The organism is Parablautia sp. Marseille-Q6255 (assembly GCF_951230155.1).
Classification (GTDB): Bacteria; Bacillota; Clostridia; order Lachnospirales; family Lachnospiraceae; genus Choladousia.
The window spans coordinates 262,773-275,684 of the sequence record NZ_CATNVD010000001.1 but is presented as its reverse complement, the minus strand read 5'-3'; the positions used below and the strand labels follow the sequence as shown (position 1 = coordinate 275,684).

Genomic DNA, 12,912 nt, shown 5'->3' with positions numbered 1-12,912 from the left:
GCTATATGAGTAATAAAGAAAAAATCAGGAAAAATTTTATTTTGGGTATATGCAGTCAAATTTTAACCATTATTTTGGGCATTGTGATTCCTAGACTTGTGCTTACTAATTATGGTTCTGAAATTAATGGACTAATTAATTCCGTTGTTCAAGTGTATACGTATTTATCGCTACTTGAAGCTGGAATTGGTGGGGCTACAATTCAAGCCCTTTACCAATCTCTTGGGGGAAAAAATAGAGATGGAACAAATGCTATTCTATCTGCAACAAATAAATATTATCATCGCACAGGAGTAATTTACTTTTTGGTGATAATTCTTTTTTCATTAATCTATCCAGTCATTGTAGATACGAATATACCAACTATCACAATTGTACTTATTATTATATTTAATGGCTTGGGGAGCGTTATTAATTATTTTTTTCAAGGCAAGTATTTTTTATTGCTACAAGCAGAGGGAAAATATTATATTAAAGCTGGATTAACAATGTTTACTGATATATTCAGAAATATTGCAAAAATAGTTTTAATTGTACAGGGATTTGATGTGGTAGCTGTACAGGCAATCTCTATGATTATCAGTATTATGCAGATGATATTTATGGCTTGGTATATTCGTAAAAATTATGAATGGATTGATTTGAAGGTAACACCGGATTATCAATCTATTTCGCAAAGTAAAAATGTTATTGTTCATCAAATTAGTACATTAATTTTCAATAACACAGATACGATAATTTTAACGTTAAGTTGTGGTTTAAAGACAGTTAGTATTTATGCAATGTATTCGATGTTGTATTCAATGATTAAGACCGCGTTAAATACTGTTACAAATAGTGTCATTTTTATGTTGGGACAAACATTCCATCTTGATAAATATAGATTTGCAAGGTTGCACGATTGTTTTGAGTTATATTATATGACTTTAGTTTTCTGCTTATATTCTATTGCCAATTTTTTTATAGAGCCTTTTTTGAAATGTTATACTTCAGGAGTTACAGATGTGAGTTATATTGACCAATATTTGCCGTTACTGTTTACTTTAGTATATCTATTAGATGGTGGGAGAACTGCTTGTAATCAAGCGATTAGTATAGCTGGACATTTCAAGCAAACACAACGTAGAAGTCTTATAGAATCTGCTATTAATTTAATAGTTTCACTAGTTGCGGTTTCGTATTTTGGGATATATGGTGTGCTGCTAGGAACTATTGTGGCATTATTATATAGAACTAATGATATGATTTTTTATGCTAATAAAAGAATTCTACATAGAAATGTGTGGGTTACATATAAGCGATGGGGCGTTAATTGCTTGATTTTTATAATTCAATTATTTGTTAATGACTTGATTAGTGTAAACTTAAATAATTATATAAATATTTTTGTTTTTTTAATACCGTATGCTACTTTTACAGTAATAATTTATGTTGTCGGAGTATCGTTATTTGAACCTAGAACGGCAAAATTTGCAATAGATTTAATTAAGCATAGACAAAGATGACAATTGTAAATAGTTCTGTAAAAAACTAAAAAACTTTCGTCAATGGGCAGAATGGAGTGTATTATGAAAGAACAATATAAGATAGCAGTAGCCGGAACGGGATATGTGGGTTTGTCTATAGCGACTCTATTATCTCAACATCATGAAGTAGTGGCAGTAGATATTGTGCCAGAAAAAGTAGATTTGATTAATCATAAAAAATCTCCAATACAAGATGAGTATATTGAAAAATCCTTAACTGAAAAAAAATTACAGTTAACAGCAACCTTGGATGCTGAAATGGCATACAAAAACGCAGATTTTGTTGTAATTGCAGCACCGACTAATTATGATAGTAAGAAAAATTTTTTTGACACATCAGCAGTAGAAGATGTGATTAAACTGGTGATCCAATGTAATCCAGATGCTATCATGGTAATCAAATCAACAATTCCAGTAGGCTTTACTAATTCAGTTCGAGAAAAGTATCATTGTGACAATATTATTTTCAGTCCAGAGTTTTTGCGGGAATCTAAAGCACTTTATGATAATTTATATCCAAGTCGTATTATTGTAGGTACTGATGTGGAGAATGCTAGGTTGGTGAAGGCTGCAAATGCTTTTGCAGGTCTTTTGCAGGAAGGTGCAATAAAAGAAAACATTGATACCTTAATTATGGGATTTACGGAGGCAGAGGCGGTAAAACTTTTTGCCAATACATATCTCGCCCTAAGAGTTTCTTATTTTAATGAGTTAGATACATATGCAGAGTTGAAAGGGTTAAATACACAGCAGATTATTGGTGGAGTATGTCTGGATCCGCGTATAGGTACTCATTATAATAATCCATCATTTGGTTACGGAGGATATTGTTTACCTAAAGATACGAAGCAGCTTTTAGCCAATTATCAAGATGTTCCGCAAAACATGATGTCTGCAATTGTGGAATCGAATCGAACGAGAAAAGATTTTATTGCGGATAGAGTTTTAAGTATGGCCGGATATTATGATTATTATAATCGTGGGGATTTTTCAGCAAAGGAAGAAAAAGAGTGTATTGTAGGTGTCTATAGATTGACAATGAAAAGCAATTCAGACAATTTTAGACAGAGCAGTATTCAGGGAGTTATGAAACGTATTAAGGCGAAGGGAGCAACCGTTATTGTTTATGAACCAACGCTAGAGAATGGAAGTACTTTCTTTGGAAGTAAGGTAATCAATAATTTGGAAGAATTTAAGGAGAAAAGTCACGTAATTCTTGCCAATCGATATGATGCCTGTTTAGATGATGTACAAGATAAGGTTTATACAAGGGATATTTTTAAAAGAGACTAAAAGGGGAAAATAATCATGAGTATTTTCAAAAACAAAACACTTTTAATCACCGGAGGTACAGGATCTTTCGGAAACGCAGTTTTAAACCGTTTTCTTGATACAGATATCAGGGAAATCCGCATTTTTTCACGAGATGAGAAGAAGCAGGACGACATGCGCCACGAGTATCAGGCGAAATATCCGGAAGTAAGTAATAAGATTAAGTTTTACATAGGTGATGTCCGTGACATTCAGTCCGTACGCAATGCTATGCACAACGTAGATTATATTTTCCATGCGGCAGCTTTGAAGCAGGTTCCGTCCTGTGAGTTCTTTCCGATTGAGGCGGTAAAGACCAATGTTCTTGGAACGGAGAACGTTTTGACAGCAGCCATTGAAGCCGGTGTGAAGAAGATCATTTGTCTGTCTACAGACAAGGCTGCTTATCCGGTAAATGCTATGGGTACAAGTAAGGCCATGATGGAGAAAGTAATTGTGGCAAAGTCCAGAACTGTTTCACCGGAGCGGACGAGCATCTGCTGTACCCGGTACGGCAATGTGCTTTGTTCCAGAGGGTCTGTAGTTCCTCTCTGGATCGAGCAGATCAAAGCAGGCAATCCAATTACCATTACTGAGCCGTCTATGACCCGTTTTGTGATGAGTCTGGAAGAAGCGGTGGAGCTGGTAGTGTTTGCGTTTCAGAATGCAGAGTCTGGAGATATTATGGTGCAGAAGGCTCCGGCTTGTACGATCGAGGTGCTGGCTCAGGCAGTCAAAGAGCTGTTCCATTCTGAGGAGGAGATCAAGGTGATCGGTATCCGCCACGGGGAAAAGATGTATGAGACGCTTCTGACAAATGAAGAGTGTGCGAATGCGATTGATATGGGAAACTTCTATCGCGTGCCGTGTGACAAGCGCGATTTGAACTATGATAAGTATTTTAAGGATGGCGATGTGAAGCGCAACAAGTTGACGGAGTTTAATTCGAACAACACAGATCTCTGGAGTGTGGAGCAGGTGAAGGCGAAGCTGATGGAGCTGAGTTATGTGAGAGAAGAGCTGGAGAAACGGAATAAAAAATAGAGCAGCTAGAGTATTACTTATTTTCGGGACTCTAATGCTAAAGAGATAAAAGGGAGGTGGGAAATGGAAGAATAGTAACATATTGACTGTGAACACTTATTCTGCTACTATAATAATACCTTTAGTAGAGCAAATTTTTATAGGAAGCAGGATAAATGAATAAAAATGTGAGTATTATCTATGATACGTTTGGCAGAAAGGTTGTTTTGATAAACGATATCAGGTTTAAAGGAAAACGGAAAGAAGATTGGAAAGCAGTTGAGGAATACTTAAAAGAATATGTCGGTAATTTTTATGAAATTGCTGAGTCCTCTGAGAAGATATTTATATCTAGTGATTTTCCGGATGAATATACAGGATCAGAAAGTCGGCTTACATTGAAAGGTGCTGTGGCTAAGGCGAAAGCAAATGCATCGCAGGGAATTCCGGAACTGATTCAGATTGCTGCTTCTAAATCTTATTCAGAAAATACAAAAAAGAAGCATGCGTCTGATGCAAAGTATGGATGGTATCGGTATGATGTACGATTTGCATTACCAGTTTATGATGATGTAAGCGGTCAGATTCACCATTACAATATTTATTTTGCAAAAATGTTGGTTCGTCATGATGCAGATGGTAAAAAATATCTTTATGATTTGCTGGGTATAAAAAAAGAAACGAGCAGCCCGCTTGAGTGATAGCACTGTACGGTGAAAACCCATTTCTTAAAATAAATTCTATAGTAAAGCGATCATTTTGTCAATAGGATATAAGAATAGAACTAGAAATGAAACAGAAAGCAATCCCGTTACGAGGGTTGTAGATTTGGTGGAATATTTAAACAGTAAACGACAGGGGGAAATATGAACATATTAGTAACCGGTGCCAAGGGTATGGTAGGAACTGCCCTTGTCGCTAATTTGAAAAACATAAAAGAAAATAAGAACCGCATGCGTCCGAATCTTCAGATTGATGAGATTTATGAATATGATCTTGATTCGACGAGAGAAGAGTTGGAAGGATATTGTCAGAAGGCAGATTTTGTCTTTCATCTGGCGGGCGTGAACCGTCCGGAGAATCCGGAAGATTTTATGAAGGGCAATTTTGGATTTACTTCTGATCTTCTGGATCTGCTGAAGAAGTATGAGAATAAGGCGGCGATTATGCTCAGTTCTTCGATTCAGGCTACGCTTTCAGGCAGATTTGGCGATTCGGAATACGGACGTTCGAAAAAGGCGGGCGAAGAGCTGTTCTTTCAGTATGGGGCTGAGACAGGTGCGAAGGTGGCTGTCTACCGTTTTCCGAATCTGATGGGTCACAGCCGGCCGAAGTACAATTCTGCCGTGTCTACGTTTTGCTGGGCGGTTGCCAATGACGAGGAGTTTACGGTAAATGACCGCAGCACAGAGCTGGAGCTGCTGTATATTGATGATCTTGTAGAGGGGATGTTTGATCTGCTGGAAGGAAAGGAGCAGCGCTGCGAGTATCCGGCGGCAGGAGAGGAAAAAGACGGAATGGTCTTTGATGGCGTGACGCCCTGGGAATGTGCAGAGGGGCGCTATTGTTTTATCCCGGTGACTCACAGGGTAACGCTCGGTGAGATCGTAGATCTGCTGGAGCAGTTTAAGGTGCAGCCGGAGACACTTCTGATGCCGAGGATGCCGGAAGGATCGTTTGCAAAGAAGCTGTACAGCTTATATCTGACGTATCTTCCGGTGGAGAAGTTCAAGTATGAGCTGAAGATGAACTGTGATGAACGGGGCAGCTTTACGGAGCTGGTACATACCGCTGACTGTGGACAGGTCAGCATCAATATCAGCAGACCCGGGATTACAAAAGGGCAGCACTGGCATAATTCTAAATGGGAGCTGTTTATCGTGGTTGCAGGACATGGACTGATCCAGGAGCGGAATATCCATACGGGTGAGACGGTAGAGTTTGAAGTCAGCGGAGATAAGATTGAGGCGGTCCACATGATCCCGGGCTGGACTCACAATATTATTAACTTGAGTGATACGGAGAATCTTGTGACGGTGATGACGTGTAATGAGATTTTTAATCCGGAGCGGCCGGATACTTTCTTTGAGCCGGTGTAGGCGGAATATTTATGGAAAGCACCGCAAGAAAATTTGGAAGGATGAAATGTGATGACGGAGATTAGGACGGATTATTCTGATATTCATTTTAAAGAAAATGGGAAATTAAAGCTTTTGATTATTGTTGGGACACGCCCGGAGATTATACGGCTGGCGGCTGTGATCAATAAGTGCCGCAAATATTTTGATGTAGTGCTGGCACATACGGGACAGAATTATGATTACAATCTGAATGGAATTTTCTTTGAGAATCTGAAGATTGAGAATCCTGAGGTGTATATGGACGCGGTGGGGGATGACCTTGGCGCGACAGTTGGGAATATTATCAACTGTTCTTACAAGCTGATGAATCAGATCAGACCGGATGCGCTTTTGATCCTTGGCGATACAAATTCCTGCCTGTCTGCGATTGCTGCAAAGCGTCTGCACATCCCTATTTTTCACATGGAGGCAGGAAACCGCTGTAAAGATGAGTGCCTGCCGGAGGAGACGAACCGCCGGATCGTGGATATCATTTCGGATGTGAATCTTGCGTACAGTGAGCATGCGAGAAAGTATCTGCATGAGTGCGGACTGCCGAAGGAGCGTGTCTACGTGACTGGCTCGCCGATGGCGGAGGTGCTGCATCAGAACCTTGCGGAGATCGAAAAATCGGATATTCTGGACAAGCTTGGTCTGGAACCGCACAAATACATTCTCCTGTCAGCGCATCGCGAGGAGAATATTGATACGGAGAAAAACTTTTTATCGTTGTTTACTGCGATCAATAAGATGGCGCAGAAATACGATATGCCGATCCTGTATTCCTGCCATCCACGTTCGCGCAACCGACTGGCTGCATCTGGTTTTGCCCTGGATCGCCGGGTTATTCAGCATGAGCCGCTTGGCTTCCATGACTACAATCATTTACAGATGAATGCGTTTGCCGTTGTCTCTGACTCCGGTACGCTTCCAGAGGAGAGCAGCTTTTTTACGAGTGTGGGACATCCGTTCCCGGCAGTGTGCATCCGTACTTCTACAGAGCGCCCGGAGGCACTGGATAAGGCCTGTTTTGTACTGGCAGGGATTGATGAAAGGTCATTGCTGCAGGCGGTAGACACTGCAGTGCAGATGAATGCGGAAGATGATTTCGGGATTCCGGTTCCGGATTACGTAGAAGAAAATGTCAGTACGAAGGTGGTCAAGATTATTCAGAGCTACACAGGCGTTGTTGATAAGATGGTATGGAGAAAAAATAATTGAATATACTGACGCAAATCAGATGATAATAGTTTAAAATATCACTTGATGTTCCCGGGAAATACATATACAATAAGAGCATAAATGCGTGCGCTTCTAATGCTATGGGGATGAGAGCAGTACATTAAATGAAAAATACTGATGATAAGTTTCGGACAGCTCTTTTTGAGCGCGATTTGCAGAGGTTGTCTCAGCTGCGGCTGATGGATGATGATTTTTTCTCAGAGGTATTGGATGGAAAAATAGTGGCAGTGGAGTTTATTCTGCACACGATTTTGGAAAGAACAGATGTAAGGGTCAGGCGTACGGCTGCTCAGGTGGAGTACAGGAGTGCTGTGAAGCGTTCAATCAAACTTGACATATGGGCGGAGGATTTTGCCGGCCGGATCATGGACATTGAAATACAGAGAGCCGACCGTGGATCAGAGGTAAAACGAGCGAGGTATCACAGCAGTATGATCGACCGGGCGCTTCTCTCGAAGGGAGAGGATTTTGAGGATCTGTCTGATACGTATGTGATCTTTATCACAGAAAATGATAAATTTGCTGCAGGCAAGCCGCTGTATCACATCGAGAGAACAATAGAGGAGCTGGGGAATACGTCGTTTGGCGATGGTTCGCATATCATTTATGTGAATGGCAGCTTTCAGGACACAGCAGATCCGGTCGGCAGGTTAATGCATGATTTTCATTGCCGGAATGCGGATGATATATTAAATCCGATACTGGCAGAAGAGGTTCGGGCGTTGAAGGAAACAGAAGGAGGGAAAAGGCATATGTGCAGACTTTTAGAAGAGATGAGAGAAGAAGCGACACATGAGCAGGCTGTCGAGGCGGCGATAAGGATGCTGGACGATCATTTGCCGTTTGAAAAAATTGTTCTGTATTCCGGGCTTTCTGCAGCTGAGATCCGGGAGCTGGAGGTAAAAAGCCGGGAGCTTAAGGAGCCGGATCCACTTATCTGATGGATAGTTTATTATCATGATGCTGACGAAATTATGGAATATTTTTCTTACACACAATCGTCCCTGGACGCAGCGTGAAGCAGTAGTTTTTCTGATCCTGCTGTTTTTGGTAAGCAGCGTGCTGGTTTATGGGGTCAGACAGAAACGGCTGTCCCTCAGGCAGGCGGCAGCATCGCTTGTATTATTTCTGTTTCTGGCGCTTGTATTTGCCTCAACGGTTTTTACCAGGATGACAGCACAGCGCAGCTATGAGCTGATACCGCTGTGGTCATGGTATCATGTGATTGTTTATAGGGACCAGGCGATGCTGCAGGAAATTCTGTTGAATATTGTATTATTTGTTCCGGCAGGTCTTTTGCTCCCATGCCTGTCTGACAGGATCAAGGTAAGGCATGCGTGGCTGACCGGTCTTGGGATTTCCGGTACGATCGAGGTGTGTCAGCTTGTGCTTTGCCGAGGTTTGTTCGAGTGGGATGATATGCTTCACAATGCACTTGGCTGTGTGATAGGGTTTGGGATTATAAAAGGAATAGCAGCCCGCAGGCGCACATAGACAATAGGAGCAATATGCATTCGTACATGCGCGGATGTATGCTATACTATATACTTTAGAATGGAGAACAGAAGAGATGAAAAGTTTATTGATTCTTGGAGCGGGTGGTTTCGGACAGATGGTAAAGGAGACTGCGCTGGCGCTTGGATATGAAAAAGTGGTTTTTTTAGATGACGCATTGAAGGGAGAGACGGTTGTCGGAATGTGCTGCGACTATGTGCTTCGACATTCGGAATACCTGGCAGCGGTTGCTGCGTTCGGGAATAATAAAACGCGGCTGTACTGGACGGACAAGCTGCTGGAAGAGGGATATGAGGTGCCGGCAATTGTCCATCCGTCAGCGATCGTAAGCCCGAGTGTGGTTTTGGAGCCGGGCTGTTTTATCATGCAGCGGGCAGTCGTGAATACACATACGAAAATTGAGCGCGCCGTACTGGTCAACAGTGGCGCTGTAGTCGATCATGATTCTGTCGTATGCGCCGGGGCTCATGTCGGTCTGGGAAGTGTTGTGAAAGCAAACTGTACGATTGAATCCGGTCAGAAGGTGGAAGCCGGAGATGTGATCTTTTCTACCAGAAGAAAGATTGAAGGCGCAGACAGCCGCAGTCTGGAGGACGCAGTATATGCGTTTGGCTTCGGTCCGCAGTGCAGCTATGTAAAACCGTTTGGTGAAGGGCATATCAATGAAACCTATGCGGTGTATATGCCGGGGCATGACGGGCAGGATGTGCCGCTTTATGTGCTGCAGCGTATCAATATCAATGTATTTAAAAATCCGGATCAGGTAATGGATAATATTTTTGGAGTTACGGAGTATCTGAGAAATATCATCCGTCAGGATGGCGGAGATCTGGACCGGGAGGCTTTGTCTTACATCAAGACAAAGGATGGACAGAGCTATTTTGAGGATGACAATGGACAGCCGTGGCGTTGTCTGCATTACGTACCGAACTCTGTATGCTATCAACAGGTGGAGAGACCGGAACAGTTTTATCAGTCCGCGCTCAGTTTTGGGCATTTTCTGAAGCAGCTGGGGGATTATCCGGCGGACAGTCTGTATGAGACGATTCCGAAATTTCATGATACGGTGAAGCGTTTCAGAGATTTTGAAGAGGCACAGAGAAAGGATGTAAAAAACAGAGCCCGCCTGTGCCGTCCGGAAATTGATTTTGTACTCTCCCGTGAGGATGACTGCGGTGTGCTGATGAAGCAGCTGGAGGCAGGGGCGCTTCCGCTTCGTGTGACGCACAATGACACGAAGCTCAACAATATTCTTTTTGATAAGGATACTGACGAAGGTCTGTGCATCATTGATCTGGATACGATCATGCCGGGACTTGCAGCCAATGATTTTGGCGATTCTATCCGCTTTGGCGCTTCGACGGCGGAAGAGGATGAGAAGGACCTGGATAAGGTGCATTTTGACATTGGCCTTTATGATATTTATGTGAAGGGCTATCTTGAGATGGCGAAGGATGTTCTGACTCCTGCTGAGATCAAGAGCCTTCCCTGGGGTGCCAGACTGATGACGCTGGAGTGCGGTATGCGCTTCCTGGCAGATTTTCTTCAGGGAGATGTGTATTTTAAGACGGCATATCCGGAGCATAATCTTGTGCGTGCAAGAACGCAGTTCAGACTGGTAAAGGAGATGGAGGAACAGTTTGATGAGATGTATGCTGTTTTGAAAAAATATATCTGACCGGGTACAAAAGCGTACAGGGATTTTTGAATGGAGGAAGTTGGAACGTATGAATATTTTGGTAACAGGCGCGAAGGGCTTTGTAGGGAGCAGGCTGGTCGCTGCCCTCAAAAATGTCAGAGAGAATGGGCATTACCGGCATCCCTATCTTCGGATCGGTGAGATCTATGAATGTGATAAGGAGACAGATCCGGAGGAGATTGCAGAATTTTGCAAACAGGCAGAGTTTGTGTTTCATCTTGCCGGAGCAAATGTTGCCGAGAATTTTACGGAGCTGACAGAGGCCAATTATGGGAGTCTCACCAGACTTTTATATACCCTGGAGGAATGTAAAAGTAAAGCGCCTGTCATGTATGCGTCTACGGTGGAGGCGTGTACGGAAGGACCTTATGAAAAGTCAGACTTCGGACTGATCAAACGAGGCTGTGAGCATCGGGTATTTCTGTATGGAAAGGAAAAGAAGCTGGATGTCTGTGTATATCGCTTTCCGCAGATCGTTGGGGCGGGCGCACCGCCGGGAGGACATGGCACAGTGGCAACGCTGTGTGACCGGATCGCAAAGGGACTGCCGATAGAAGATATATTTCTGAAAGAGCAGGACAGGAAAGAGGACAGCAGAAAAGAGGACAATAGAAAAGAGCGGATGAGTGATGATCCGGTGAGAGAAGATCAGGAGTGTGAGGAACTGCCAGGTGAGGACTGGATCTGCGAGGGTGCATTGTGTGAGGTGCAGACGGATGCGGCGCAGCCTGACGAAGAGCAGACAAATGGTGGATCGCTCAAGGAAGAGATGGAGCTGGTGTTTGTAGATGATCTGCTGGAGGAGCTGCTGAATGCTCTGGATGGAAGGCCGCATCACTGTGAGTTTGAGGATGAAAGACAGGAGACATGTCCGTACGGGAAATTCTGCGGAGCGCCTCTGACTTACTGGACAACGAGAGAGGAGCTTATCGCGCTTCTGCGGAAATTTCACGATACTGATCCGAAAAAGATGGAGGACAGCCTTGGAAAGGAAAACTTTGAAAAGAAGCTGTACCGGATGTATTGCTCCTATATACCGGGCGGAAAGAAAACGCGGCGAAGCTATTGACGGTGTATTTTGTATCGTTGTATAATGTAAATGTTTTGTATCATTTACCGGGAAAAAGGAGTATGAAAAGGAAGAAAGAGTATGAGAAGATTACATAAAGCGATCACGGCTTTGCTGGTCGTGCTTTGTATTGCGGGGGCTGCATTTGCATTTGTCTTTCTGAGAAAAGAGCAAAGACTGGCCACACAAAGACAGCAGGAGATCGGCGAAGTGGCAAAGCAGCTGGAGCCGATCAATGAAAAGCGGCGTGAGTGGGAAAAAAAGGACCGGGAATGGCAGACCTCTCTTGCTGAAAAGCAAAAAGGGCGGACCTGTGTCCTGCTTGGTTTTGACAATATGAGCCGGGATCTGTATGATACGATCTTTGATCTGATGGATCAGTACGGTTTCCGTGGTACCTTTGCTATGCGAAATGGGCGGATGCCCAGCTGGGAGATGGAGAAAAAGGATGAGTATTCCAGCAGCGAGATGATGCAGGAGATGCTGGATTCCGGATGGGATTACGCGCTTTCTGTAGGCGAAGAGCCGCAGGAAGAGACAGAAGAGACGGAATACCATCGGGACTTCAGCGAAGAGTTTGGTACAGAGATCCTTGAAGACGCGCAGCAGGAATCGGAAAGTGAAGAGGAAGCAGCACAAACGCAGGCGCAGACGGAGGCGGTTCAGACAGAAGATGAGCCGGAGACAGAGCCGGCCGGATTTTCTGCGGCGCTGGAGCAGGCGCTTGCACGGATGCAGGAGAGTGGCTACGATCAGCCGGTGACGGTATTCTGTACACCGGAGCAGTACGGTGAGGTGACGGACGTGCAGCTTGCGCAGCTTGGCTTTACGATGGCTGCCGTGAACGATACCGGGGACTTCCCTGTGATAGAGCAGGCGTCAGAGGATGAAGCATCTCAGGGTGATCTCAGAGTAATCGATACCGCGGTGTATACGCAAAGAGATGACCAGATCGAGAAACAGCTGGATGCGATCGTTGCAAAGCAGCAGTCTGTGGCGATTTCGATCAATGAGGTCGTGAAAATTTCACAGGATGTGGACTATGATCTGAGCCTGACTTCATTTACTGCTTTGCTGAATTATCTTAAAGAGCTGGAGGCAGACCGGAAGGTTAATGTGCTCACGTATTCAGAGTATGAGCAGTACGAGCAGCTCCGGGAGGAATCATATGAGACAGCGCTTGCGGAGTATGCAGCGTTCAGGGAGGAGATGCTTGCAGCGATCGAGGAGCTGGATATGCAGGAGGCAGCGATCGCAAGAAAGCTGAATGAAACAGACGCCGAAGGGACAGGAGCATCAGAAACTGTCGCAACAGACGCCAAAGAGACAGACGCATCAGAAACTGTCGCAACAGACGCCAAAGAGACAGAAGTATCAGAAGCTGTCGCAACAGAGTAAGGTGATGGG

11 protein-coding genes are annotated in these 12,912 nt (G+C 43.8%); all 11 read left to right on the top strand.

The window, feature by feature from the left end; genetic code table 11:
* Window positions 1-5 precede the first annotated feature (5 nt).
* The 11 genes from QOX44_RS01355 to QOX44_RS01305 all read left to right on the top strand — a co-directional run bounded on the left by QOX44_RS01355 (window position 6) and on the right by QOX44_RS01305 (window position 12,903).
* Entirely contained in the window at window positions 6-1,505 is a 1,500-nt protein-coding gene (locus QOX44_RS01355) for a lipopolysaccharide biosynthesis protein (RefSeq protein WP_283680854.1), read from the top strand.
* Window positions 1,506-1,568: 63 nt separating this feature from the next.
* On the top strand, window positions 1,569-2,819 hold the full coding sequence (locus tag QOX44_RS01350; protein ID WP_283680853.1) for a nucleotide sugar dehydrogenase: 1,251 nt from the start codon (window positions 1,569-1,571) through the stop codon (window positions 2,817-2,819).
* A gap of 15 nt (window positions 2,820-2,834) precedes the next feature.
* The gene (locus QOX44_RS01345) at window positions 2,835-3,881 is read left to right on the top strand and encodes a nucleoside-diphosphate sugar epimerase/dehydratase (RefSeq protein ID WP_283680852.1); all 1,047 of its coding nucleotides are present in this window, start codon (window positions 2,835-2,837) and stop codon (window positions 3,879-3,881) included.
* A gap of 155 nt (window positions 3,882-4,036) precedes the next feature.
* Window positions 4,037-4,561: a hypothetical protein gene (locus tag QOX44_RS01340; RefSeq protein ID WP_283680851.1), complete on the top strand. Its 525-nt coding sequence runs from the start codon at window positions 4,037-4,039 to the stop codon at window positions 4,559-4,561.
* 165 nt (window positions 4,562-4,726) lie between these two features.
* Window positions 4,727-5,959 (top strand): polysaccharide biosynthesis C-terminal domain-containing protein, encoded by a 1,233-nt coding sequence (locus QOX44_RS01335; protein ID WP_283680850.1) that lies wholly within the window; start codon window positions 4,727-4,729, stop codon window positions 5,957-5,959.
* Window positions 5,960-6,010: 51 nt separating this feature from the next.
* Window positions 6,011-7,201 carry a non-hydrolyzing UDP-N-acetylglucosamine 2-epimerase gene (wecB, locus tag QOX44_RS01330; RefSeq protein WP_283680849.1) on the top strand — a complete coding sequence of 397 codons (1,191 nt, stop codon included), beginning with the start codon at window positions 6,011-6,013 and terminating at the stop codon, window positions 7,199-7,201.
* A gap of 125 nt (window positions 7,202-7,326) precedes the next feature.
* Window positions 7,327-8,163, top strand: coding sequence for a PD-(D/E)XK nuclease family transposase (locus tag QOX44_RS01325; RefSeq protein ID WP_283680848.1), 837 nt, complete (start codon window positions 7,327-7,329; stop codon window positions 8,161-8,163).
* 16 nt (window positions 8,164-8,179) lie between these two features.
* The gene (locus tag QOX44_RS01320) at window positions 8,180-8,716 is read left to right on the top strand and encodes a VanZ family protein (RefSeq protein WP_283680847.1); all 537 of its coding nucleotides are present in this window, start codon (window positions 8,180-8,182) and stop codon (window positions 8,714-8,716) included.
* Between the two features lie 76 nt (window positions 8,717-8,792).
* The gene (locus QOX44_RS01315; RefSeq protein WP_283680846.1) at window positions 8,793-10,415 is read left to right on the top strand and encodes a phosphotransferase; all 1,623 of its coding nucleotides are present in this window, start codon (window positions 8,793-8,795) and stop codon (window positions 10,413-10,415) included.
* Window positions 10,416-10,464: 49 nt separating this feature from the next.
* Complete coding sequence (locus QOX44_RS01310; RefSeq protein WP_283680845.1) at window positions 10,465-11,505, top strand: NAD-dependent epimerase/dehydratase family protein; 1,041 nt, start codon at window positions 10,465-10,467, stop codon at window positions 11,503-11,505.
* An 81-nt stretch (window positions 11,506-11,586) separates the two neighbouring features.
* On the top strand, window positions 11,587-12,903 hold the full coding sequence (locus tag QOX44_RS01305) for a polysaccharide deacetylase family protein (protein ID WP_283680844.1): 1,317 nt from the start codon (window positions 11,587-11,589) through the stop codon (window positions 12,901-12,903).
* Window positions 12,904-12,912: the final 9 nt, after the last annotated feature.